This is a genomic window from Telluria sp. ZT3P39 (assembly GCF_059685935.1).
Map to the genome: position 1 here is coordinate 94,076 of NZ_JCASIH010000004.1, position 23,567 is coordinate 117,642.

General features: G+C 66.2%; 22 protein-coding genes and 1 tRNA gene. 11 read left to right on the forward strand and 12 right to left on the reverse strand.

The genetic code is table 11. The features are described from left to right. Positions 1 to 24: 24 nt before the first annotated feature. The 4 genes from AC56LR_RS06105 to AC56LR_RS06120 all read right to left on the reverse strand — a co-directional run bounded on the left by AC56LR_RS06105 (position 25) and on the right by AC56LR_RS06120 (position 2,175). Positions 25 to 99 (reverse strand) — tRNA-Val (locus tag AC56LR_RS06105). A 37-nt stretch (positions 100 to 136) separates the two neighbouring features. Then, on the reverse strand, positions 137 to 844 hold the full coding sequence (gene dnaQ, locus AC56LR_RS06110; protein WP_497128601.1) for a DNA polymerase III subunit epsilon: 708 nt from the start codon (positions 842 to 844) through the stop codon (positions 137 to 139). A gap of 87 nt (positions 845 to 931) precedes the next feature. Beyond that, positions 932 to 1,396 carry a ribonuclease HI gene (gene rnhA / locus AC56LR_RS06115; protein WP_497128604.1) on the reverse strand — a complete coding sequence of 155 codons (465 nt, stop codon included), beginning with the start codon at positions 1,394 to 1,396 and terminating at the stop codon, positions 932 to 934. 5 nt (positions 1,397 to 1,401) lie between these two features. Next, entirely contained in the window at positions 1,402 to 2,175 is a 774-nt protein-coding gene (locus tag AC56LR_RS06120) for a class I SAM-dependent methyltransferase (RefSeq protein ID WP_497128608.1), read from the reverse strand. Positions 2,176 to 2,198: 23 nt separating this feature from the next. Here AC56LR_RS06120 and gloB point away from each other — a divergent pair, with 23 nt between their 5' ends. Beyond that, complete coding sequence (gene gloB / locus AC56LR_RS06125; RefSeq protein WP_497128611.1) at positions 2,199 to 2,999, forward strand: hydroxyacylglutathione hydrolase; 801 nt, start codon at positions 2,199 to 2,201, stop codon at positions 2,997 to 2,999. A gap of 138 nt (positions 3,000 to 3,137) precedes the next feature. On the opposite strand, the gene aceB is transcribed toward gloB, so the two are convergent. After that, positions 3,138 to 4,727 (reverse strand): malate synthase A, encoded by a 1,590-nt coding sequence (aceB, locus tag AC56LR_RS06130; protein ID WP_497128614.1) that lies wholly within the window; start codon positions 4,725 to 4,727, stop codon positions 3,138 to 3,140. Positions 4,728 to 4,882: 155 nt separating this feature from the next. On the opposite strand from aceB, the gene AC56LR_RS06135 reads away from it, so the two are divergent. Then, on the forward strand, positions 4,883 to 5,788 hold the full coding sequence (locus AC56LR_RS06135) for a LysR family transcriptional regulator (RefSeq protein ID WP_497128617.1): 906 nt from the start codon (positions 4,883 to 4,885) through the stop codon (positions 5,786 to 5,788). A gap of 223 nt (positions 5,789 to 6,011) precedes the next feature. Here the strand turns inward: AC56LR_RS06135 and AC56LR_RS06140 are convergent, their stop codons facing one another. From AC56LR_RS06140 to AC56LR_RS06155, 4 genes are all read right to left on the reverse strand, one after another. Next, positions 6,012 to 6,215 carry a cold-shock protein gene (locus tag AC56LR_RS06140; protein WP_027867533.1) on the reverse strand — a complete coding sequence of 68 codons (204 nt, stop codon included), beginning with the start codon at positions 6,213 to 6,215 and terminating at the stop codon, positions 6,012 to 6,014. 339 nt (positions 6,216 to 6,554) lie between these two features. After that, the gene (locus AC56LR_RS06145) at positions 6,555 to 6,902 is read right to left on the reverse strand and encodes an Hpt domain-containing protein (RefSeq protein ID WP_497128621.1); all 348 of its coding nucleotides are present in this window, start codon (positions 6,900 to 6,902) and stop codon (positions 6,555 to 6,557) included. Positions 6,903 to 6,904: 2 nt separating this feature from the next. Further along, positions 6,905 to 7,555, reverse strand: a complete 651-nt coding sequence (gene upp, locus AC56LR_RS06150; protein ID WP_497128624.1) for a uracil phosphoribosyltransferase — start codon at positions 7,553 to 7,555, stop codon at positions 6,905 to 6,907. A gap of 115 nt (positions 7,556 to 7,670) precedes the next feature. Continuing rightward, on the reverse strand, positions 7,671 to 9,353 hold the full coding sequence (locus AC56LR_RS06155) for an isovaleryl-CoA dehydrogenase (RefSeq protein WP_497128627.1): 1,683 nt from the start codon (positions 9,351 to 9,353) through the stop codon (positions 7,671 to 7,673). Positions 9,354 to 9,714: 361 nt separating this feature from the next. Between AC56LR_RS06155 and AC56LR_RS06160 the strand changes: the two genes are divergently transcribed. Beyond that, positions 9,715 to 11,460, forward strand: coding sequence for a putative bifunctional diguanylate cyclase/phosphodiesterase (locus tag AC56LR_RS06160; protein ID WP_497128630.1), 1,746 nt, complete (start codon positions 9,715 to 9,717; stop codon positions 11,458 to 11,460). After that, positions 11,457 to 12,950, forward strand: coding sequence for an HDOD domain-containing protein (locus AC56LR_RS06165; protein ID WP_497128633.1), 1,494 nt, complete (start codon positions 11,457 to 11,459; stop codon positions 12,948 to 12,950). The genes AC56LR_RS06160 and AC56LR_RS06165 overlap by 4 nt, the downstream gene beginning before the upstream one ends. 24 nt (positions 12,951 to 12,974) lie before the next feature. On the opposite strand, the gene aroC is transcribed toward AC56LR_RS06165, so the two are convergent. Next, positions 12,975 to 14,069 carry a chorismate synthase gene (gene aroC / locus AC56LR_RS06170; protein ID WP_497128635.1) on the reverse strand — a complete coding sequence of 365 codons (1,095 nt, stop codon included), beginning with the start codon at positions 14,067 to 14,069 and terminating at the stop codon, positions 12,975 to 12,977. Between the two features lie 214 nt (positions 14,070 to 14,283). Between aroC and AC56LR_RS06175 the strand changes: the two genes are divergently transcribed. Beyond that, positions 14,284 to 16,584: a GGDEF/EAL domain-containing response regulator gene (locus AC56LR_RS06175; protein WP_497128637.1), complete on the forward strand. Its 2,301-nt coding sequence runs from the start codon at positions 14,284 to 14,286 to the stop codon at positions 16,582 to 16,584. Positions 16,585 to 16,613: 29 nt separating this feature from the next. On the opposite strand, the gene AC56LR_RS06180 is transcribed toward AC56LR_RS06175, so the two are convergent. Then, positions 16,614 to 17,066: a CBS domain-containing protein gene (locus tag AC56LR_RS06180; protein ID WP_497128639.1), complete on the reverse strand. Its 453-nt coding sequence runs from the start codon at positions 17,064 to 17,066 to the stop codon at positions 16,614 to 16,616. A gap of 180 nt (positions 17,067 to 17,246) precedes the next feature. On the opposite strand from AC56LR_RS06180, the gene AC56LR_RS06185 reads away from it, so the two are divergent. From AC56LR_RS06185 to AC56LR_RS06195, 3 genes are read left to right on the forward strand one after another with little or no spacing between them, the layout of a single operon-like run. Further along, on the forward strand, positions 17,247 to 18,557 hold the full coding sequence (locus AC56LR_RS06185; protein ID WP_497128641.1) for an O-acetylhomoserine aminocarboxypropyltransferase: 1,311 nt from the start codon (positions 17,247 to 17,249) through the stop codon (positions 18,555 to 18,557). A 1-nt stretch (position 18,558) separates the two neighbouring features. After that, on the forward strand, positions 18,559 to 19,368 hold the full coding sequence (locus AC56LR_RS06190) for an alpha/beta fold hydrolase (RefSeq protein ID WP_497128643.1): 810 nt from the start codon (positions 18,559 to 18,561) through the stop codon (positions 19,366 to 19,368). Positions 19,369 to 19,386: 18 nt separating this feature from the next. Continuing rightward, on the forward strand, positions 19,387 to 19,692 hold the full coding sequence (locus AC56LR_RS06195) for an Mpo1-like protein (RefSeq protein ID WP_497128645.1): 306 nt from the start codon (positions 19,387 to 19,389) through the stop codon (positions 19,690 to 19,692). A gap of 9 nt (positions 19,693 to 19,701) precedes the next feature. Here AC56LR_RS06195 and AC56LR_RS06200 read toward each other — a convergent pair whose 3' ends face one another. Next, positions 19,702 to 21,075, reverse strand: a complete 1,374-nt coding sequence (locus tag AC56LR_RS06200; protein WP_497128647.1) for a YihY family inner membrane protein — start codon at positions 21,073 to 21,075, stop codon at positions 19,702 to 19,704. A 76-nt stretch (positions 21,076 to 21,151) separates the two neighbouring features. Here AC56LR_RS06200 and wrbA point away from each other — a divergent pair, with 76 nt between their 5' ends. The 3 genes from wrbA to AC56LR_RS06215 are packed head-to-tail and all read left to right on the forward strand — an operon-like array spanning position 21,152 to position 23,563. Further along, positions 21,152 to 21,763 carry an NAD(P)H:quinone oxidoreductase gene (wrbA, locus tag AC56LR_RS06205; RefSeq protein ID WP_497128958.1) on the forward strand — a complete coding sequence of 204 codons (612 nt, stop codon included), beginning with the start codon at positions 21,152 to 21,154 and terminating at the stop codon, positions 21,761 to 21,763. Further along, positions 21,760 to 22,161 carry a DUF2069 domain-containing protein gene (locus AC56LR_RS06210; RefSeq protein ID WP_497128649.1) on the forward strand — a complete coding sequence of 134 codons (402 nt, stop codon included), beginning with the start codon at positions 21,760 to 21,762 and terminating at the stop codon, positions 22,159 to 22,161. The genes wrbA and AC56LR_RS06210 overlap by 4 nt, the downstream gene beginning before the upstream one ends. After that, positions 22,154 to 23,563 (forward strand): FAD-binding oxidoreductase, encoded by a 1,410-nt coding sequence (locus AC56LR_RS06215; RefSeq protein WP_497128650.1) that lies wholly within the window; start codon positions 22,154 to 22,156, stop codon positions 23,561 to 23,563. The genes AC56LR_RS06210 and AC56LR_RS06215 overlap by 8 nt, the downstream gene beginning before the upstream one ends. The last annotated feature ends 4 nt before the right edge of the window (positions 23,564 to 23,567 follow it).

Sequence of the window (23,567 nt, forward strand, 5' to 3'; positions counted from 1 at the left end):
CGGATGAATCGACATGCCGAATTCTGGTGGGAAGTGCAAGTTTCGAACTTGCGACCCCTGCAGTGTGAATGCAGTGCTCTACCCCTGAGCTAACCTCCCAAAACGAGGCGTATTATGGCACAGAATCAGGCCGCCGTCACCCCTGCGGAGAATAATTGCGCCAGATGCAGCTGCCTTTTACGTTCTTGTCGAGGCCGGCCAGCACCAGTTCGTGCGCGGCCTGCTCGTCGCTGCTTGCCGCCACCACGATGATCTCGCCCAGCGGGCCGGCTTCGACCAGCTCGCCGCCGGCGTCGAGTTCGGCCGCGACATCCATCGTCAGCGAATTCTGCCCGCGCGTCATCGACAGGTAGACGTCGGCCAGCAGTTCCGAGTCCAGCAGCGCGCCGTGCAGCTTGCGGTGGGCGTTCGAGACTTCGTAGCGGTCGCACAGCGCGTCCAGCGAATTGCGCTTGCCCGGATGGAGTTCCTTGGCCTGCACCAGGGTATCGATCACGCCCGCGCAATAGGTGGAAAACGGCGGCAGGCCCAGGCGCGTGTACTCGGCGTTGAGGAAGCCCAGGTCGAAGGGGGCGTTATGGATGATCACTTGCGCGCCCTGCACGAATTCGCGCAATTCCTCGGCGATCTCGTGGAATTTCGGCTTGTCGCGCAGGAATTCGGTGGTCAGTCCGTGGACCGCCAGCGCGGCCTCGTCCGAGTCGCGTTCCGGGTTGATATAACGGTGGAAGTTATTTCCGGTCAGCTTGCGGTTGAAGATTTCAACGCAGCCGACCTCGATGACGCGGTCGCCCGTTCTGGGATTCAGGCCGGTGGTTTCGGTGTCGAGGACGATCTGGCGCATGGGCGGTAGGTAAGAAGGGTGAAACATGAATAAACGGTCATGCAGGCGGGCGCCAGTATAACAGCCGGCGCCTGCCCCAAGCTCGCCTTAACGCCGTACCGATGCCGCGCCGCGGTTGGCCAGCACGTCGGCCCGTTCGTTGCCAGGGTGGCCGTTGTGGCTGCGCACCCAGCGCCATTCGACGGCGTGCTGCTGTTGTGCCAGGTCGAGCGCTTTCCAGAGGTCGTCGTTCTTGACCGGTTCTTTCGCCGCGGTTTTCCAGCCGCGCGCCTTCCAGCCGTGGATCCATTCGGAGATGCCCTTCTGGACGTACTGGCTGTCGGTGTGCAGCACGACTTCGCACGGGCGGTTGAGCACGCCCAGCGCCTCGATCACGGCGCGCAATTCCATGCGGTTGTTGGTGGTGTTCGGCTCGCCGCCGAAAATTTCCTTTTCGTGGCCGCCCGCGACCAGCAGCGCGCCCCAGCCGCCCGTGCCCGGATTGCCCTTGCAGGCGCCGTCGGTGAAGATGTCGACCTTGGTCGCCCCTGGCGTTGCTTCAGTTTCTTGCATGTGACTCATTCTCTGTTCGCCGCCGGTACTGCTTGCGGCCGTTTGCTCGTTTTCTTGTTCCATGCAGGTCCGATGATGTGCATGCCCTTGACCCGCTTGATGGCGTGGACCACGTAGACGGCGCCGAGGTAGGGCCACCAGCGTTGTCCCGCCGTTTCCATCATGGCGAACCGGTTCAGCCAGTGGGCTGTCCGGCACGGCGGCGCGTAGCAGCCGAAATGGCTGCGCGTTTCGCCGAGATTGAGCAATTTTAGCCAGTCTTTCAGGCGCGGCAAAGAAATGAATTCTCCGGACGCCGGCAAATAGCCGTTATTCGTCACCCTCCCCACGCCCTGGCGCATGCCCCACAGGCTGGCCGGGTTGAAGCCGCAGATGATCACCTGCCCTTCCGGAATCAGGACACGCTCGACTTCGCGCAGCACCTGGTGCGGTTCAGTGGCGAACTCGAGCACGTGCGGCAGCACCACCAGGTCGATGCTGTGCGAGGCGAAGGGCAGCTCGGTGAAGTCGAGCGCGACGGCAATCTGCCTGCCGCCGGCGGCAAAGGCCAGCTCATCGCTGGTGGAGGTGCGGGTCGCGGCCTGCCATTTGTTCGGCATCCGGTTGGCGGCGAGCGCGTCGAGCTGGGGCACACCGACCTGCAGCGCATTGAAGCCGAAGATGTCCGCGGTGAGCTCGTCGAGGCAGGCCTGCTCGAAGGCGCGCACGTAGGCGCCCGCGGGCGATTGCAGCCAGTGGTCGAGCGCTATAATGGATTTCTCGGATACTGCGCTGTCCATGCCACTCCTTTGGTTTACTGCCTATGACGACCACATCACACCCGGACCTGGCGGTCCTGACCGTTCCCGCCTTCAACGACAACTACCTGTGGATCATCCACGACGGCGTCCACGCGGCCGTGGTCGACCCGGGCGATGCCGGACCGATCCGTGAAGCCCTGGCCGCGCACGCGCTGTCCCTTACCGCCATTTTACTCACCCATCACCATGCTGACCACATTGGTGGTGTTTCCAGCCTGCTGGCCGAGTGGCCGGTGCCGGTCTACGGGCCGCGCAACGACGGGATCGCCTTTGTGACCGAGGCGCACGGCGAAGGCGACCACATCAAGGTAGCGGGCCTCGACCTGGAGCTCGATGTGCTCGAGGTGCCGGGGCATACCCGGGGGCATATCGCCTACGTGCGGCGTGCACCCGGCGCGAACTGGCTGTTCTGCGGCGACACCCTGTTCGCGGGCGGCTGCGGCCGGCTGTTCGAAGGCACGCCGGCGCAGATGGCCCAGTCGCTGGCCAAGCTGGCGGCGCTGCCGGACGATACGCTCGTCTATTGCGCGCACGAGTACACGGTGGCGAACCTGAAGTTCGCGCAAGCGGTCGAGCCGGGCAACCAGGGACTGGCGCTGCGCATGCAGGACGCGACGGCCAGGCGCGGGACCAGGCTGCCCACGGTGCCGTCGACGATCGGGCTGGAGAAAGGCACGAATCCGTTCCTGCGGTATACCGAGCCGGGGGTGGTGCAGAGTCTGGTGGATGCGGGGCGGCTGGCTCCGGATGCGTCCCCCGTACAGGCATTTGCGGCGCTGAGAGAATGGAAGAACGTGTTTTAACGTAGGGTGGGCGGGTCTCCCGCCCGCGCGTTCAACTGCACTAATCAAATCACGGCGCGGCTATTCCGACGGCATTTGAACGCGCGGGGTGGTCTGGTCCAGTGGACCAGACCACAAGCCGCCCACACTACGATCCTGCTAAATCTCTTCGTACAGCGGCAAGGTCAGGAACTCCGCAAACGTTTCCGACGTCGACATCTGCTCGAAGATCTCCGCCGCCCGCGCATAGCTCGGGTTATCGCCATTGGCCGCGTCGAGCTTCACCTTCGCGAGCTCTTCCGGAATCATCGCGCGCACCATCTCGGCAGTCACTTTGCGCCCGTCTTCGAGCACGCCTTTGGTCGAGCGGATCCACTGCCATACCTGCGAGCGGCTGATCTCGGCGGTGGCCGCGTCTTCCATCAGGTTATGGATCGGCACGCAGCCGTTACCGGCGAGCCAGGCGCCGAGATAATGGATGCCGACATTGATGTTATAGCGCAGGCCGGCTTCGGTGATCGGCGCTTCCGGCTTGAAATCGAGCAGGTCGGCAGCAGTGACCTGGATATCCGGGCGCTGCTTGTCGATCTGGTTGGGCTTGTCGCCCAGCACCTTGGTGAACTCCGTCATGGCCAGCTCGACCAGGCCCGGGTGGGCGACCCAGCCGCCGTCGTAGCCGTCCGTCGCATCGCGCGCCTTGTCGTTGCGCACGCCACCCATCGCGACCTCGTTCTTCTCCGGATCGTTCTTGATCGGGATGAGGGCCGCCATGCCGCCGATGGCCGGGGCGCCACGCTTGTGGCAGGTCTGGAGCAGCAGCAGCGCATAGGCGCGCATGAAGGGCGCGGTCATCGTCACCTTGGCGCGGTCGGCCAGGCAGAAGTTCTTGTCCAGCTTGAACTTCTTGATGCACGAGAAGATGTAGTCCCAGCGGCCCGCGTTCAGGCCGGCGCTGTGCTCGCGCAGTTCGTACAGGATCTCGTCCATCTCGAAGGCGGCCAGGATGGTTTCGATCAGCACGGTCGCCTTGATGGTCCCGCGCGGGAGGCCGAGTTCTTCCTGGGTCATGACGAAGATGTCGTTCCACAGGCGCGCTTCCAGGTGCGACTCCATCTTCGGCAGGTAGAAGTAAGGCCCGGCGCCGCGCGCCAGCTGCTCCTTCGCGTTGTGCACCATGAACAGCGCGAAGTCGAAGATGCCGCCGGAGACGCGCTTGCCGTCGACGAGCACGTGCTTTTCGTCCAGGTGCCAGCCGCGCGGACGCACCACCAGGGTCGCGACCTTGTCGTTCAGCTTGTAGCTTTTTCCGTTCTGCTCGAGCGAGATGGTCTGGCGCACCGCGTCGACCATGTTGATCTGGCCGGTGATCTGGTTGTCCCAGTTCGGCGTATTCGAATCCTCGAAGTCGGTCATGTAGCTGTCCGCGCCCGAGTTCAGCGCATTGATCACCATCTTGCGCTCGACCGGGCCGGTGATCTCCACGCGGCGGCATTCGAGGGCTTTCGGGATCGGCGCGATCTTCCAGTCACCGCTGCGGATGTGCGCTGTCTCGGGCAGGAAGTCGGGGCGTTCGCCCGCATCGAGGCGCCGTGCGCGCTCGGCGCGGGCAGCGAGCAATTCCTGGCGCCGCGGCTCGAAGGCGCGCGTCAGTTTTGCGACGAGGGCAAGTGCTTCCGGCGTCAACACCTGTTCGTAGCCGGGCTTGATGGCGCCCGTGATTTGCATGCCGGCGGGGGTGGCGATCGTCATTGCGCATTCTCCAGTAGAAGTAGAAACCTGTCCGCCGAGCGGTGTTGGCCGCGTCTTGGCGTTTGTCCAAGCATCAAGTATATTCACTTGAAGATAGCTAAACGATACATTTTCTCACTACATCTGTGCGTTTTTGTATCAAATCAGGAGGATGGATGGGCAAGTTCAGGCAGATTTCCACGTTTGTGGAAGTGGTGGCGCGCGGCAGCCTGTCGGCCGCGGCGCGCGCTGAAGGCATTGCGCCGGCCATGATCGGCCGCCGGCTCGACGCACTGGAAAGCCGCCTGGGCGTGAAGCTGTTGCAACGGACCACGCGCCGTCTGGTGCTGACCGACGAGGGCGCGGCCTTCCTGGAAGATTGCCAGCGCATCCTGGCCGAACTCGAAGCTGCCGAAGCCGCCGCGGCCGAGCGCAGCGTGCGCGCGAGCGGGCATTTGCTGGTGTCGGCGCCGGCCGGATTCGGGCGCCAGCACGTGGCGCCGCTGCTGCCCTCCTTCCTCGCCGAGCACCGCGAAGTGACGGTCAACCTGAACCTGACCGACCGGCTGGTCGACGTGGTCGGCGAAGGGGTGGACGTGGCGATCCGGATCGCCAGCTTGAGCGACTCGACATTGGTCGGCACCAAGCTGGCCGACAACCACCGCGTGGTGGTGGGCTCGCCCGCCTACCTGAAGCGGCACGGCAGGCCGCAGGTCCTGGCCGACCTGGCCAGGCACAACTGCCTGGCGATCAGCAGCCAGGGCAGCCAGCGCGGCTGGACCTTCCTCGATAACGGCAAGCCGGTGGCGCTCAAGGTGGCCGGCAACATGGAGTGCAATGACGGCGCGGTGCTGCACGCCTGGGCGCTGGCCGGCAAGGGCCTGGCCTGGCGCTCGATGTGGGAAGTGGGCGCGCAGATCGCGGCGGGCGAGCTGTGCACCGTGCTGGACGAGTTCGCGGCGCCGGGCAACGACATCCATGCGGTGTTCGCTCAGCGGCAGCATTTGCCGCTGCGGATACGGGCCTTCGTGGATTTCTTGCGGAGGAGTTATGCGCAGCCGGAGTATTGGCAGGTGCGGTAGGCGGGCGCAGTCATCTCGTGGTACGCATGGCCGCACCGTTCGATCCGTCAGCACCTCGTAGGGTGGGCAAGGTACACATGCAAGCCACGCCGCGTCAACATCACCGTGATTTGCACGCGCGGGCGGGAGACCCGCCCGCCCTACGAGAATCACCCTCACCACGAACCATCAGACGAAAAAAATCCCCGGCAGTCCGGGGATTTTTGCTATCGCTGGAGGGCGATTACAGCGGCTGAATGTTCGCGGCCTGCTTGCCCTTAGGGCCAGTGGTCACATCGAACGAAACGCGCTGGTTCTCTTGCAGCGACTTGAAGCCATTGCTTTGGATCGCCGAGAAGTGAGCGAACAGATCTTCGCCGCCTTCATCAGGGGTGATGAAGCCAAAACCCTTCGAATCATTGAACCATTTTACGATGCCAGTTGCCATTACAATTTCCTATTTCAGTTAAGTTGGGCTTGCGCCCGTTTAAGATCGTTTGAAGAAGCAAGAAAGGAATGACAGACAGACTGCACTACTACCTACAACCCAACGATCCCGTATTATACCGAATAAAAACAAATAAAAACCATGTCTGCAAAATAAAAATTCTCGCGCTCGCAAAATCTCGATAAAAATTCCTTACTTCAACTTTTACGGTCGCGCTTTGCTTTCGGTAGTACAGAAAATATAGGGCAATGAGTGAAGCCAAGTTTGCGCGATATCAAACCTTCCATCATTGGCTTATTGCGCTAGGGCATTATGCCGCTGGCACAATGGAGGCAGTAATCAGTTGAATCCGCGCGGATCGCGGCGTCCTGCTTCGACGAACTGTTCCAGCTCCGCTGTCCATCTGGCCCAATCGCTGGCGGCGACGGCGTCGAAGGTCATCAGGACCCGCAGGCGCTGTTCGAGCGCGCGCGCGTGGTGACCCAGACCGCGGTAGCCGAAGGTGGCGGCCGAACCCGCCACCGTGTGCAGCATGGCCTGCAATTCGTCGGCGGCGACCGCCGGCTCGCGCGGGTCGAGGCTGGCCGCAACCGCCGCCATGCGCTCGAGCGTGGCGGGCAACTTGCTGGCGAAGCTGTCGTTGAAGGACGCCAGTCGCGAGAAGAATCCCTTGTCGGCCGCGTGCATGCTTATTTGGTGCCGAAGATGCGGTCGCCCGCATCGCCCAGGCCCGGCACGATGTAGGCGTCGGCATTCAGGTGAGAGTCGAGCGAGGCAACGTAGACCTTCACGTCCGGGTGCGACTTCTGGAACACCTCGATGCCTTCCGGCGCGGCCACCAGGGCCAGGAACATGATGTGCTCGCTCGGCACGCCGCGTTTTTTCAGCACGTCGACCGCGTGCACCGCCGAATTGCCGGTGGCGACCATCGGGTCGCACAGGATGAAGGTGCGCTCGTTGGTGTCCGGCAGGCGCACCAGATATTCGACCGGCTCGTGGGTGTCCGGGTCGCGATAGACGCCGATGTGGCCGACGCGCGCCGACGGCACCAGTTCCAGCAGGCCGTCGCTCATGCCGATGCCGGCGCGCAGGATCGGCACGATGGCCAGCTTCTTGCCCGCGATGACGGGCGCGTCGATCGTCACCAGCGGGGTCCGCACCGGGCGCGTGGTCAGCGGCAGGTCGCGCGTGATCTCATACCCCATCAGCAGCGTGATCTCGCGCAGCAGCTCGCGGAAGGTACGCGTCGAGGTGTCGTGCTCGCGCATGTGCGACAGCTTGTGCTGGATGAGCGGGTGGTTCAGGATGAAGAGATTGGGAAAACGCGGGTCTTGTTTCATGGTCGGTATCAAGGCAATGGGTGTGGTGCGGTAGACCGGCATTATCCCAGTCACGCGCCGGTTTGTCCTTTTTTTCTGCACATTTCGACAAGAAAGCCGAAGCTTTTCTCGAATCCTAGGTCACGAGCGCCCGCGCCAGGATCGCCGCGCAATCGGTGTGCGCCGGCAGCCGCCCGAACGCGCCTCCCGGCGCCGCGGCGATGCGCGAGGCGACGAACGCGCTTGACACGAAGCCTGGGGCATGGCGCAGCAGCAGCGCGCCCTGCACCGCCAGGACGATGCGCTCGGCCAGCAGGCGGGCGCCGCCCTCCTCCTGCACCAGCACGGGCAGTTCTTCCAGAAGGCGCGCCGCGCAGTCGGCGAAGCGCGCGTCCAGGCCGTAGGCCGGCGTCCATTCCCGGGCCAGGGCCTCCTGCGCCTCCGGCAGCGACTTGCCGAGTGCGCGCAGCAGGTCCAGGCACATCACATTGCCCGAACCCTCCCAGATCGAATTGACGGGAAACTCGCGGTACAGGCGCGCGAGCGGCCCATCCTCGACATAGCCGTTGCCGCCCATGACTTCCATCGCCTCGGCGCCAAAAGCGGGGCCGCGCTTGCAGATCCAGTATTTTCCCGCCGCCGTCAGGATGCGCCCCAGCAGCGCCTGGACCGGGTCGTCGCCAGCGTCGAAGCAGCGCGCCAGGCGCAGCGCGAACGCGGTCGCGGCTTCGGATTCGAGCGCGAGGTCGGTCAGCACGTTCTGCATCAGGGGCTGCTCGGCCAGCACCCGCCCAAAGGCGCTGCGCCCGCGCGCGTGGTGCAGCGCGTGGCACAGCGCCGCGCGCATGATGGCGGCGCTGCCCAGCACGCAGTCGAGCCGGGTGTAGCCGCCCATCTCGAGGATGGTCGGGATGCCCCGCCCCGGCGCGCCGATCATCCAGCCCACCGCGTCCTGGAACTCGACTTCCGACGAGGCATTGGAGCGGTTGCCCAGCTTGTCCTTCAGGCGCTGCACGCGGATCGCGTTGCGGCTGCCGTCGGGAAGGAACCTCGGCACGAAGAAGCAGGACAGCCCGCTGCCGCCGGCATCAGTCAGCTGGGCCAGGATCAGGTGCGCGTCCGACTGCGGCACCGAGAAGAACCATTTGTGGCCGACGATACGGCAGGCGCCCTCGCCCGCCGCGCCGAAACGCTCCCGAGCATCGGACGGCAGTATCGGGCTCGCCCGGGTGGTGTTGGCGCGTACGTCGCTGCCGCCCTGCTTCTCGGTCATGCCCATGCCGATCAGGGCGCCGCGCTTTTGCGCGACCGGCAGCGAGCGCGGGTCGTATTCGTTCGACAGCACCTTGGGCAGCCATTCGTCCGCCAGCACCGGGTGGCGGCGCAGGGCCGGGACCGAGGCAAAGGTCATCGTCACCGGACACTGGGCGCCGTTCTCGACCTGGCCGAACAGCAGGTACTGGGCCGCGCGCGCCACCTGGGCGCCGGGGCGCGGGTCCTGCCACGGGCTCGAATGGGCGCCCGCCCCGATCATCAGGGCCATCAGGGTGTGCCAGGATGGGTGGAATTCGATCTCGTCGACCCGCCGGCCGGCGCGGTCGAAGCTGACCAGGCGCGGCCCCGCCGCATTGGCCTGGCGCGCCAGGTCGAGGATGTCGGCGCGGCCGAGCGTGGCGCCGAGCGCCTCGAGCTGGGGCGCGGCCCAGCCGCCGCCTTCGCGCTCGAGCGCCTCGCGCAGCGCCGGGTCGCAGCCGAACAGGTTGACGTCCGCGAAGGCTGCGGCCTGATTCAGGACCTCGTGGGTATCGAAAGCATTCATTTCTTGCGCCTCTCGTCAGATTATGTTGCAGCTCAGCATCAGAACAGCATGCCCTCGTCACCAATAATTTGCTTTCTTGCAAGGATCAGCGACAATGGCAGATGCCAGTATGCTTGTCTATGCAACAACTACGCAACAAGTACGCTAGCGCAAAGGACACATCAACACAAGCGGCTGCGCCAGCGCAAGGATCGACCGGGCGCGTCGGGCCATTGTGTTATTTAGTGCCTTTTGGAATCTTTCAATGCACCAGTTGCCGTTGGTTTGATAGACTTGCATGGTTTACACAAGGCTGGCGCAAGGCGCGCACGGATGCGCCGGCCGGCAACAAACAGGCAGAATCCAAGGCAGAACCCTAAGAATGCACACCAGTTCCATCGCTGCGAACCAGCCACACTCGCCAGACCCGCGCCGCCCGGCGCCGGGCTTGCTCGACAGCTTGCTGGAAGCGGCCGGCGACGCCGTATTCCGCGTCACGCTCGGCGGCCAGCTGCGCGCCGCGAGCCGCCGTGCGCAGACCTTCGCCGGCGTCGAGTCGGGCAGCGGTTCGCTGGTGTCGCTGGTGCATGACGTCGACCAGGCGGCGCTGCGCGACGCTCTGGCCAGCGCCGGCGCCAGCGGTGCGCCGGAGGTGGTCGAGGCGCGCTTTCGCTGCGGCGAGCGCGATCTCTGGTTCGAACTGCGCATTGCCCTGATCCCGAGCGGCGACGATGCCCCGCTGCTGGTGGTGGGCCGCGACATGTCGGCCCAGCACGCGACCGAAGAACGGCTGCGCCACATGGCGACCCACGACGCCCTCACCGAGCTGCCCAACCGGGTGCTGCTGTCGGACCGCATCCGCATGGTCATCGCCAATGCGCGCCGCTCGGGCCAGGGCTTTTCGGTCGCCACCATCGGCCTGGACGGCTTCAAGAAGGTCAACGACGGCCTCGGCCACGGCGTCGGCGACGCCGTGCTGCGCATGGCCGCCAGCCGCCTGCGCCGCACTCTGCGCGACAGCGATACCCTGGCGCGGGTCGGCGGTGACGAATTCGTCGCGGTCCTGCCGGGCACCGCCGGCGAAGCCCAGATCAAGCTGGTCACCGGGCGCCTGATGGCCACCTTGCAGTCGCCCTTCGAGATCGACGGCCACACGATCTACCTCGCCGGCTCGATCGGGGTCGCCACCTATCCCGAGCATGCCGAGGACGAAGTGCGGCTGGTGACGCTGGCCGATACCGCCATGTCGCGCGCCAAGGAGACCGGCAAGGCCAGGGCCGTCACCTACAGCCCGAGCGACCCGGGACCGCCCGAGCACGACATCTCGCTCGAGGCGGCGATGTTCAATGCGGTGCGCGAAGGCGAATTCCAGCTGTACTACCAGCCGATCGTCGACGCGCGCAGCCGCACCATCGAAGGCTTCGAGACCCTGATGCGCTGGAAGCACCCGACCCTGGGCATGGTGCCGCCGGTGCGCTTCATCCCGATTGCCGAAACCAATGGCCTGATCAACCTGCTCGGGGCCTGGGCCCTGAAGGCCGCCTGCATGCAGATCCGCCAGTTCGAGGAAGTGGCCGGCCGCGAGCTGTACATCTCGGTCAACATCAGCCCGCGCCAGTTCAGGAGCGACAAATTCCTCACGGTGCTCGACGACGCGCTCGCGCTATCGGGCACGCCGGGCCGCCAGCTGGTGCTCGAGATCACCGAAGGCACCCTGATGGTCGATCCGGTGCACGCCGAAGCAGTGCTCGGCAAGATGGCCGAGCGCGGCGCGCGCATCGCGATCGACGACTTCGGCACCGGCTATTCGTCGCTCGCCTACCTCAAGCGCTTCCCGATCTCGGTGCTGAAGATCGACCGCGCCTTCGTGAAGGACTTGCCGCATGCCGACAAGGATGGGGCGATCTGCAGCGCGGTCCTCGACATCGCCAGGCACCTCGACCTGTCGGTGGTCGCGGAAGGCGTCGAGACCGAAGAGCAGCTGGCCTGGCTCGACAACCTGGGCTGCCACTACGTGCAGGGCTACCTGACCGGCAAGCCGATGCCGGCGCATGTGGCAATGGCCGCCCTGAAAGAGAATCTCTATACCGAATTACTGCCGGCCGACAAACGGACGGGCACACCATGACGACAACTCGCGACACCAATCGCCCGCCGCGGGCCGAAGCCACCCTCTCCCTGCTGTGGGAACGCATCCGCCGCCAGGGCGACATGCCGGGCTTCACCAAGGCCATCAACGCCATCCTCGCCTCCATGCGCGGCGAGGATGAACGCGAGTTCTCGATGACCCAGACGGTGCTGTCCGATCCGGTCCTGACGCAAAAGGTGCTGCGCCTTGCCAACAGCGGCATGTACTCGGCCTTCGGCCAGCGCATCAACACGGTGTCGAAGGCGGTGCTGGTGCTCGGCACCGAGGCCATCGGCCACCTGGCGCTGGGACTGAAGCTGATCGAGGAACTGTCCAAATCCACGCCGAACACCGAGAGCGCCCACATCGAGATGGAAAAAGCGGTGCTGGCCGGGATGGTGGCGCAGCAGGTGGCCGCCAGCGCCATCTCGCGCGACCCGGAAGAAGCCGTGGTGTGCTCGATCCTGCATTCGCTGGGCCGCATGATGATCACCTTCTACATGCCCGAGCGCTGGAGCCAGATGCGCGAGAGCGCCGGCGCCGGGCGCGAGGAAGCGGCCGCCGAGACGCACCTGGGCCTGTCGCTGGAGGCGATCGGGCGCGCCACCGCCGAGCACTGGGGCCTGCCGCACAACCTGGTGGCCGGCATGCGCCGGGTCGAGCCGAGCGAGCGCTTCGACGGCTTCGGCCACGACGACTGGCTGGCGGCCCTGGGCACCATGTCGACCCAGGCCGCCGAAGCGCTCTGGCACGACGACGACACGGGCGCCGCCCGCGTGGCCGAACTGGCCGCGAGCTTCGCGCCGATGCTGGGCGTGGAAGCGGCCAGCCTGCTCGGCGCCATCGACAAGGCGCGCGAAACCGCCGCGGCCGACCTGTCGATCGCACCGCTGGCCAAGCCTCAGGAAAAACGCGAGCAGCAGGTGGCCGCAAACCGCGGCCGCACGGCCGGCAACAAGGTCCTGATGAGTGGCGTGGCCGACATGCGCGACGCCGGCCTGGCCGCGACGCCTGGCCAGATGATGTCGATGGCGCTGGAAACCATGCACAAGGGCCTGTCGTTTACGCGCTCGTTCGCGTTTCTCCGCAACCGCCGCGAAGCCAGGTATGCGGCCCGGCTGGGCCTCGGCGAGGGCAGCAAGGCGCTGCTGCCGAACCTGGTGTTCGACGATGCCTACGAGCCGGATGTCTTCCACGCCGCGCTGGGCAACGACCGCGTGATCTTCATCGAGAACGCCCAGGACGAACGCTTCGCGGCCAAGCTGCCGGGCTGGTGGAAAGGCACGCTGGGCGAGGCCAGGTGCTTCGTCGTGATCCCGCTGTGCGCCCACGGGCAGCCGGCCGGCTTCATCTACGGCGAGTGGGACGGCAGCTTCCCGTCGGTGGTGCTGAGCCAGACGGAATTCTCGCTGCTGAACGACTTGCGCGGGCTGGTGGTGCGCACCGTCGAGCGGCGGCATCAGCTGGAGGCGGTCGCCACCCGCGTTTGACGCGACGCCGGCGAGATTGCCGGCCTAGCGCAGGGTTGGCGTTGCCACTTTCACGTCACCGCACTGCGCCCGGTGCATCAGCGCGTGGTCGATCAGCACCAGGGCCAGCATGGCCTCGGCGATCGGCGTGGCGCGGATGCCCACGCAGGGATCGTGGCGGCCGAAGGTTTCGACCATCACCGGATTGCCGTCCTTGTCGATCGAGCGGCGCGGGGTGCGGATCGAGGAGGTCGGCTTGATCGCAATCGAGACCGTGATGTCCTGGCCGCTCGAAATCCCGCCCAGCACGCCGCCTGCATTGTTCCCGACGAAGCCCTCCGGTGTCAGTTCGTCCCCGTGCTCGGAGCCCTTCTGCGCCACGGAGGCGAAGCCGGCGCCGATCTCCACGCCCTTGACCGCATTGATCCCCATCATCGCGTAGGCGATGTCGGCATCGAGCTTGTCGTAGATCGGCTGGCCCCAGCCCACCGGCACACCGGTTGCTACCACGTCGATGCGCGCGCCGATCGAGTCGCCCGCGCGGCGCAATTCGTCCATCGCCGCTTCCATGCGCGCCAACAGGTCGGCATCGGCCGTCGCCGCGAAGAAGGGATTGGCGTGCACGTGCTCGAAGCCCTGGAACGGCACCTCGATGTCGCCTAACTGCCGCATGCAGCCGAAGAATTCGGTGCCGTGCCGCTCGCGCAGCCATTTCTTCGCCACTGCCCCGGCCCCGACCACGGGCGCGGTCAGGCGCGCCGACGAGCGTCCGCCGCCGCGCGGATCACGCACGCCGTACTTGTGCCAATAGGTGTAGTCGGCATGGCCCGGGCGGAAGGTCTCGACGATGTTGCCGTAGTCCTTGCTGCGCTGGTCTTCGTTGGGAATCAGGAGCGCGATCGGGGTGCCGGTGGTGACGCCCTGGTACACCCCCGACAGGATCTGGACCCGGTCCGCTTCCTGGCGCTGCGTCACATGGCGCGAGGTGCCGGGCTTGCGGCGGTCGAGCTCCGGCTGGATGTCCGCTTCGCTCAAGGCCATGCCGGGCGGGCAGCCATCGATGACGCAGCCGATGGCCGGACCGTGCGACTCGCCGAAGGTGGTGACGGAAAACAGCTTGCCAAAGGAGTTGCCGGACATGGATTGCTCTGCATGCAAAATAGTGGAATTGGCATTCTACCAGTCCCGCCATCAGGCGATCGGCGAAGGGCCTGTGGCATATATGCCGGATATTCGTCAAATAGTTGCCGCAGGGATATATATTTTATGCTTAAGGCAGCGCCGGGGGTTTTGTATTGGCAATTGCATATATACTCGGGAATATCAAAGCCCAGCTCAACTGGAGATGTAGCACATGCCTGCCTCGATGACGCCACCAGGCAACCAAGCCGATGCGCGAGACGACGAGACCCTGGTCTTCGTCGATGAAGCGCCCGCGTCCCATGCCGCCGGCCAGGCCCGGTCCGGCGAAGCGCTGCAGTTGCCGACCTGGCGCATCCTGGTCGTCGACGACGACGCCGACGTGCATTCGACCACGCTGTTCGCGCTGAAGAACGTCGAGATGCAGGGTCGCCCGCTGGAATTCCTGCATGCCTATACCGCCTTCGAGGCGCGCGCCGTGCTCGAGCGCGAAGCCGGCATCGCCGTGGTGCTGCTCGACGTGGTGATGGAGCGTCCCGACGCCGGCCTGCAGCTGGTGCGCCAGATCCGCGAGGAGCTGGGCATGCACGAGGTGCGCATCATCCTGCGCACCGGCCAGCCCGGCTACGCGCCTGAACTCGAGGCGATCCGCGGCTACGACATCAATGATTACCGTACCAAGTCCGAACTGACCCGTACCAAGCTCTACACCGCGGTGGCGGCCGCCGTGCGCTCCTACCAGCAACTGTGCGCCATCCAGGCCAGCAGCGCCGGCCTCGAGCACATCCTGTCGGCCGGCACCCAGCTCATGGCCCTGCAGGGCGTGCGCGACGTGGCCCAGGGCGTGCTGCAGCAAGCGGCCACCCTGCTCGGCCAGCCTCCCGCCGGCGTGCTGTGCGTGCGCGAGACCGGCCACGCACGGCCGGACGTGCTGCGCGTGCTGGCGGCGGCCGGCGAACAAAGCCCTCTGGAAGGCGGGGAACTGAGCCCGCAGCGCGACCCGGCGCTGGCGGCTGCGGCCGCGCACACCCTGCGCGAGCGCAGCGCGTTCGAAGCCGGCGGCTGGCTGACCCTGCACTTTCCCGGCAAGGAAGGCCGCGATTTCGCCGCCTGCATTCCTTTCGGGCGGCTGCTGGGCGACATCGAACGCCGCCTGCTCGGGGTCTTCGCCAGCATGGTCGCCGTGGGCCTGGAGAACGTCGAACTGGTCACCCACCTGAACCAGGCCGCCTTCCGCGACCAGCTCACCGGCCTGCCGAATCGCACGCGCGCGGTCGAACTGCTCGATGCCCTCCTCGCCGGCGCCGGACGCGATGCGGTGACGCTGGCGCTGGTGGACCTCGACCATTTCGCCGAGACCAACGACGCGCTGGGCCACCATTTCGGCGACCTGCTGCTCGCCGCCGTCGGCAAGCGCCTCACCTCCCGCCTCGGCTCAGACGCCACGCCAGGCCTGCAGGTGGCGCGCATCGGCGGCGACATCTTCTGCGTGCTGGGCGACGCCGCCAGCGTGCAGCCGGCGCCGATCCAGGCGCTGTTCCGCGAGCCCTTCCACATCGACGGGCAGGACGTGCAGGTGTCCGCCACGCTCGGCCTGGTGCGCCTGGCGGAGCACGACGGCAGCGGCGCCGACGCCCTCAAGGACGCCGACATTGCACTGAAACGCGCCAAGTCGCAGCAGCGCGCCGGCCACTTCTATTTTTCGCGCAGCATGGGCGTCGAGATCCGCGAGCGCGTGCGCATGATGCACGCCCTGCGCAGCGGCTTCCAGCGCGGCGAACTGTTCCTCGCTTACCAGCCGCAGGTGGACCTGTCCACCAACGCCGCCTTCGGCGCCGAAGCGCTGCTGCGCTGGCGCACCGAGGACGGGCGCCTGATCGGGCCGGACCGCTTCATCCCGATCGCCGAGTATTCCGGCCTGATCGTGGACATCGGCGAATGGGTGCTGCGCCAGGCCCTGGCCGAACTCGTGCGCCTGCATGCGGCCGGCTACCGCACGTTCACGATGTCGGTCAACGTCTCGCAGGTGCAGTTCCGCCACCCGCATTTCGTCGAGATGCTGCGCCGCGCGCTTGACGACACCGGGGCGCCGGCCGAATTCGTGGAACTGGAAATCACCGAATCGATGGCGATGGAAGAGCCGGCCCTGCTGGTGGAAAAGCTGGCCCAGGTCAAGCGCACCGGGGTGTCGATCGCGATCGACGATTTCGGCACCGGGTTCTCGTCGCTATCGCACCTGCAGCGGCTGCAGGTGGACCGCCTCAAGATCGACCGCACCTTTGTCACCGAGATTACCGGCTCGGCGCGCGGCAGCAGCATCGCGGAAATGGTGATCCAGCTGGGCCGCAACCTGGGCCTGTCGGTGATCGCGGAAGGTGTCGAGGATGAACGCCAGGCCCACATCCTGCGCAGCCTGGGCTGCCCGCTGGCGCAGGGCTTCCTGTTCTCGCGGCCCTTGAGCCCGGAGGCGCTGGTGGAGTGGCTGGGGAACCAGGGCTTGATCGAAGCCGCGTAGGGTGGGCGGGTCCCGCCCGCCCTGCCAAATCAATCCTCGGCCGCCTGCTCGGCCGGCCAGTCCCGGATATACGCCTTGAGCATCCGGTTCTCGAACTGCTGCGCCTCGAGCACCGCCTTGGCCACGTCGTAGAACGAGATCACGCCCAGCAAAGTGCGGGCATTCATTACCGGCAGGTAGCGCGCATGCTTTTCCAGCATGATGCGGCGCACCTCGTTGACTTCGGTGTCGGGGGTGACGGTGATCGGGCTGTCGTCCATCACCTTGCGCACGGTGCCGGCGCCGAGGGTGCCGCCTTGGGCGTTCAACTCCTTGATCACCTCGCGGAAGGTCAGCATGCCGACCAGGTCGCCGTATTCCATGACGACCAGCGAACCAATGTCCTTTTCCGCCATCGTCGCGGCAGCCTGTACCAGCGGCTGGTCGGGCGTGACCGTATAGAGGATTTCGCCTTTCACCTGCAGGATCTCGGATACTTTCATATTGGCCACCCCGTCCGGTTGGTTTGTAATGCCAGAAATATTTGTATTACGCATAACGCCGACTGTAGCCGATGCCCACCAAAAAATCCAGCATTGCACCAAATCAGGGTCCCGGAGGCGTTGCGCAAACTTAAAACAATGCTACGATGCCGCCCATCTCGATTGATGGATGAGTTCACCATGAGCGGTCCCCAGTACCCAGGCTTCGATACGCTGGCCCTGCACGCAGGCAGCGCGCCCGACCCGGCCACCGGCGCGCGCGCCACGCCGATCCACTTCACCTCGTCGTTCGCCTTCCGCGATTCGGACCATGCGGCGGCGCTGTTCAACATGGAGCGCGCCGGCCATGTGTACTCGCGCATTTCGAACCCGACCAATGCGGTGCTGGAAGAACGCATCGCGGCCCTGGAGGGCGGGGTGGCCGGCATCGCCACCGCCAGCGGCCAGGCCGCGATGCACCTGGGCCTGGCGACCATCGCCGGCGCCGGCAGCCACATCGTGGCGTCAACCGCGCTGTACGGCGGCTCGCACAACCTGCTGCACTACACGCTGCGCCGCTTCGGCATCGAGACCACCTTCGTCGACCCGCGCGATATCGACGCCTGGCGCGCCGCAGTTCGGCCAAATACGAAACTGCTGTTCGGCGAGACGCTCGGCAACCCGGGCCTGGACGTGCTGGACATCCCGTCGATCGCCGCCCTGGCGCACGAGCACCACCTGCCGCTGATGGTGGACGCGACCTTCACCACGCCTTACCTGCAGCGTCCGTTCGATCTCGGCGCCGACCTGCTGTTCCACTCGGCCACCAAATTCCTGTGCGGGCACGGCACCGCGATCGGCGGCCTGCTGGTCGACGGCGGCACCTTCGACTGGGATGCCGCCCACACGGCCAGCGGGCGCTTCCCGGAACTGTGCGAGCCCTACGAGGGCTTCCACGGCATGGTGTTCGCCGAAGAATCGACCGTGGCGCCATTCGCGCTAAGGGCACGCCGCGAAGGCCTGCGCGACTTCGGCGCGGCCATGAGCCCGCACAATGCCTTCGCCATCCTGCAGGGCGTCGAGACGCTCGGCCTGCGCATGGACCGGCACGTCGCCAATACCCGCCGCGTGGTGGAGTTCCTGCTATCCCATCCGGCGGTCGATTCGGTTTCCTATCCCGAGCTGGAATCGCATCCGGACCACGCGCTCGCACAAACACTGCTGCCGAAGGGCTGCGGCGCCGTGTTCACCTTCAATCTCAAGGGCGACCGCGCGGCCGGCCGCCGTTTCGCCGACGGCCTGCAGGTGTTCTCGCACCTGGCCAACGTGGGCGATGCGAAGTCGCTGGTGATCCACCCTGCCTCCACTACCCACTTCCGCGTGCCGCTCGAGCAACTGGCGGCCTCCGGCATTACCGAGGGGACGATGCGCCTGTCGGTGGGACTGGAAGATGCGGACGACCTGATCGAAGACCTCAAGCGCGCGCTGAAACTTGCGCAGAAGGGAGCCTGAGATGCAGATCGACCTGCATGGCGCCCCTGCTTACGCCTATACCGGCGGCAAGGCCTTCGACCCCGCCTTGACGACGGTGGTCTTCATCCACGGCGCCCAGAACGACCATTCGGTCTGGGCGCTGCAAAGCCGCTACATGGCACACCACGGCTATTCGGTGCTGGCAGTCGACCTGCCCGGCCATGGCCGCAGCAGCGGTCCGGCCCTGGAAAGCGTCGAAGCGCTGGCCGACTGGGTCCGCGACCTGCTCGAGGCCCTGGGGGTGCAGCGCGCCATCCTGGCCGGCCACAGCATGGGTTCGCTGATCGCACTGGAGGCCGTGCAGCGCGCACCCGGGCTGGTCGTCGGCCTGGCCCTGCTGGGCACGACCTACCCGATGAAGGTGTCGGATGCCCTGCTCGAGACTTCGCGCAGCGACGAACAAGCCGCGATCGACATGGTCAACATCTGGTCGCATTCCTCGATCGCGCACAAGCCGTCCTGCCCGGGCCCGGGCTTTTCGGTGATGGGCGGCGCGCGCCGGTTGATGCAGCGGATGTCGGCACGCAATCCGGATCATCTGTTCCATACCGACTTTGCGGCCTGCAACAGCTACGCGGGCGGAGAAACGGCGGCCGCCGCCGTGCATTGCCCGGTACTGTTTGTGTTCGGCAAAAAAGACATGATGACGCCGCCGCGCTCGACGAAACTGCTGACTGGCGCCCTGGTACATGGCAAAATCGTCAGCGTGGACGCGGGCCACCAGATGATGTCCGAGGCGCCCGATGCGGTACTCGACGCCCTGGCCGGGTTCGCCGCCACGATCAAGTAAATCCGACGAGGAGACGCCATGACGGCCCGGTATGCGAGCTTTGCGGAGTTCTATCCCTATTACCTCACCCAGCACGCCGACCGCCGCTGCCGCCGTGCCCATTTCATCGGGACCTCGTCGGCGATCGCCTCGATCGCCCAGTACATCGACAGCCTGAACCCCTGGTGGCTGCTGTTTGCCGTCGTCAGCGGCTATGGCGGCGCCTGGGTCGGCCATTTCTTCTACGAGAAGAACCGCCCGGCTTCGTTCTCCCAGCCCTGGCTGTCGTTCCGTGCCGACTGGGTGATGTACTGGCAGATGCTGACTGGCAAGCTGAGCTGGTAAGGCCCTGCTTCACGCCGGCCGGCCGAAGTGCTCCGCCAGCGTCTGCTCCAGCCCCTGCTCCACCGCCCCTTCCACCTGGCGCGCCAGCGCTGCCGTGTCCAGTGCCAAGGGCGTGGCCGGCGCCGCCGGGACGGGCTCGTTGCGGCTGACGCCATCCGCGCCGGCCGCATCGAACACGAACAGGCGATAGACGTCGGCCAGACGGATCGTGCCAGGGTCGGCCAGCAGCACCCAGTTGTCGACCTTGGCGTGCGCACCGAGACCGAAGCGCGAGTGGGAGGGCAACTCGTCTTGCACCCGCCCGACCCAGCCGGCTTCCACCATTTTTTCCAGCAGCATCGTCATCTCCTCGTAGCCGATGCGCGTGTGCGCGCGGATCGCGGCGCTCGGGACCAGGGCCGTGCCGGTCGCCTGAGAACTGCCGTGCAGCACCTTGAGCACCGCCATCGCATCGACAAAGGCGCTGCCCGGCACCGGCTGGTACCACCAGCGCTCGTATTTCACCACCGGCAGCGCGGCGGCCAGCACGGCGCCGACCAGGGTGATCAGCCAGGAAATATACATCCACAGCAGGAACAGCGGCAGCGCGGCCAGTGCGCCGTAGATCAGGGCATAGGTCGGGAACTGGCGGATGAAGAGCGCGAACAGGCGCTTGGCCAGCTCGAAGGCGAGCGCTGCGGCCAGCCCGCCCCAGAGCGCGTCGCGCCAGAACACGCGGCGGTTCGGCACCGCCATGTAGAGCAGCGTGTAGGCGCCGGTGGTGAGCAAGACCGACACCAGGGTATAGAACAGCGTGCCCAGCAAGGGCATCGACCTGGCCAGCCCGCCGGTGGCGGTAAACAGCTGTGAGGTCGCGCTCAGCGACAGCCCGAACAGGATAGGCCCGAGCGTGATCAATGCCCAGTAGACCAACACCCGCTGCGACCAGGGCCGCGGGCGGCGCACGCCCCAGATCTGGTTGAATGCGCGCTCGATCATGCCCATCATCGTGGTGGTCGTCACCAGGAGCAGCACCGCGCCCAGCAGCGACAGGCCCTTGGCCTTGCTGGCGAACTGGGTCAGGTTGTAGCTGATGGTGTTGGCGATCGCCTTGGGCATCAGGGTTTGCACGAACCAGGTGTCGAGCGCGCTGCGCAGCTGGCCGAAGACCGGGAAGATCGTCAGGATGGCCAGCACGATGGTGAGCAGGGGTACCAGGGCCAGGGTGGTGGTGAAGGTCAGGCTGCCCGCCACCTGGGGCAGTCTTTCCTCGCGCAGGCGGCGCCGCGCGAAGCGCACCAGGTCGCGCGCCTCGCCCAGGGTCAGCCAGCGGGCGCGGTCCACGCCGAGGGCGAACATGTCGGAAGTGGAGCGCGACAGCGAGTGCACGGTTTTTGAAAGCATCTGGTGAGTAGAAAGCGGTGTCGATTTCCCCTCGCGGGGGCATGTCATTTGAGCAAAGCGCCCTATAATACCAATGATGAAGCCCACCCACCTGACCATCCTCGTGTTGTACTACTCGCGCCACGGCGCCACCCGCAAACTGGCCGAACTGGTCGCACAGGGCATCGAGAGCGTGCCCGGGGCCGAGGCGCGCCTGCGCACCGTGCCGGCCGTGTCCACCGTGGCCGAGTCCACCGCGCCCGACATCCCGCTCCACGGCGCCCCGTATGTCGAGCTCAGCGACCTGCATGAGTGCGCCGGCCTGGCGCTGGGCTCGCCTACCCGCTTCGGCAACATGGCTTCCAGCGTCAAATACTTTCTCGACGGCACCGCCGCCGACTGGGTCAACGGCACGCTGTCGGGCAAGCCGGCCGTGGTATTCACCTCCACCGGCAGCCTGCACGGCGGCCAGGAATCGACCCTGCTGTCAATGATGATACCCTTGCTCCACCACGGCATGCTGGTGATGGGCCTGCCCTACTCGCACCCGGAGCTGATGAACACGGCCAGCGGCGGCAGCCCCTACGGCGCCTCGCACTGGGCCGGCGCCGACGGCAAGAAGGGCCTCACCGAAGACGAGCGCGTGCTTGCCGTCGCGCTCGGGAAACGCCTGGCCACTGCCGCGGTCAAACTGCACGGGATGCAATGATGGATAGCGCAAAAGTCTTTCACGCCGGGGCCATTGCCAGCCTGATCTGGCTGATCTGCTGGCTGGTGGCCTGGGAAGTCTTCGTCGCGCCGCTGCGCCCGGGCGGGTCGCTGCTGGCGCTCAAGGCCTTGCCGCTGCTGCTGCCGCTGCGCGGCGTCATCAAGCGCGACCTGTACACGCTGCAATGGTCGTCGATGGTCATCCTGATTTATTTCGCCGAAGGCGCGGTGCGGGCCTGGGCCGACACCCTGGCCGCCTCGCGCATGATGGCGCTGGGCGAAGTCTGCTTCGTGCTGGTGTATTTCGCCTGCGCGCTGCTGTTCCTGCGCCCGTACAAGAAAGAAGCCAAGCGCCTGGCGAAGGAATTGCTCGACAAGGTCAAAGTACCGCATGACTGATCCGCTGCCGGCTGCGCTGGCGGAAATCGTCGGCGCAGCCCACCTGGTGCTCGATGCGGCCGCGATGGCGCCCTACCTGGCCGACTGGCGCGGGCGCTTCACCGGCCGCGCGCGCGCCGTCGTGCTGCCCGCCGATACCGCCGAGGTGGCCCGCGTCGTGGCCGCCTGCGCCGCCGCCCGCGTACCCATCGTGCCCCAGGGTGGTCGCACCGGCCTGGTGCTGGGCAGCGTGCCCGATGCCGGCGGCGAGGCCATCGTGCTCTCGCTGCGGCGCCTGAACCGCATCCGCGACATCGATCCGTTCAACCGCACCATGACGGTGGAAGCCGGCTGCATCCTGTACGACATCCAGCAGGCGGCCATGGAAGCCGGCATGCTGTTCCCGCTGTCGCTGGCCAGCGAAGGCAGCTGCACCATCGGCGGCAACCTGTCGACCAATGCCGGCGGCACCGCCGTGCTGCGCTACGGGAATATGCGCGAGCTCTGCCTCGGCCTCGAAGTGGTCACCGCCCAGGGGCAGGTATGGGACGGCTTGCGCGGCCTGCGCAAGGACAATACCGGCTATGCGCTGCGCGAGCTCTTCATCGGAGGCGAAGGCACCCTGGGCGTCATCACCGCCGCCGTGCTCAAGCTCTTTCCGCAGCCGAAGGCGGTCTTGACCGCACTGGTGGCGCTGGAGTCGCCGCAAGCGGCCCTGAGCCTGCTGGCGCTGATGCAGGAACGCTGCGGCGCCTCGCTCACTGGCTACGAACTGATGTCGGATTTCTGCCTGCGCCTGGTGGCCGCCCAGTTCCCCGACCTGCCCCGGCCCTTCGCCGCCCACTATCCGCAGTATGCGCTGGTCGAGCTCTCCAGCAACGAATCGCAAGACCACGCCGCCGACCTGGTCGAGAACGCGATCGGCGCGGCGCTGGACGCCGGCATCGCGCTCGATGCGGTGCTGGCGACCTCAAGCAGCCAGTCGCTCGGCCTGTGGAAGCTGCGCGAGCACATCCCGCTGGCCCAGGCCGCGGCCGGCAAGAACATCAAGCACGATATCTCGCTGCCGGTATCGCGCATTCCCGCCTTCATCGAGCAGACCGATGCGGCGCTGCAGGCCGCCTTTCCCGGCTGCCAGCTTGTGTGCTTCGGGCACTTGGGCGACGGCAACCTGCACTACAACGTCGCCCCTCCCGAGGGCATCGGCCACGATAGCTTCCTGGCCCACCAGGAGGCGGTCAACCGCATCGTCCACGACAGCGTCGCCGCGTTCAAGGGATCGATCTCGGCCGAGCACGGCATCGGCGCGCTCAAGCGCGACGAGCTGGCGCGCTACAAGAGCGCGGTCGAACTGGACATGATGCGTGCCGTCAAAGCCGCACTGGACCCGCTCGGCATTATGAACCCTGGCAAAATCTTGTGAGGGG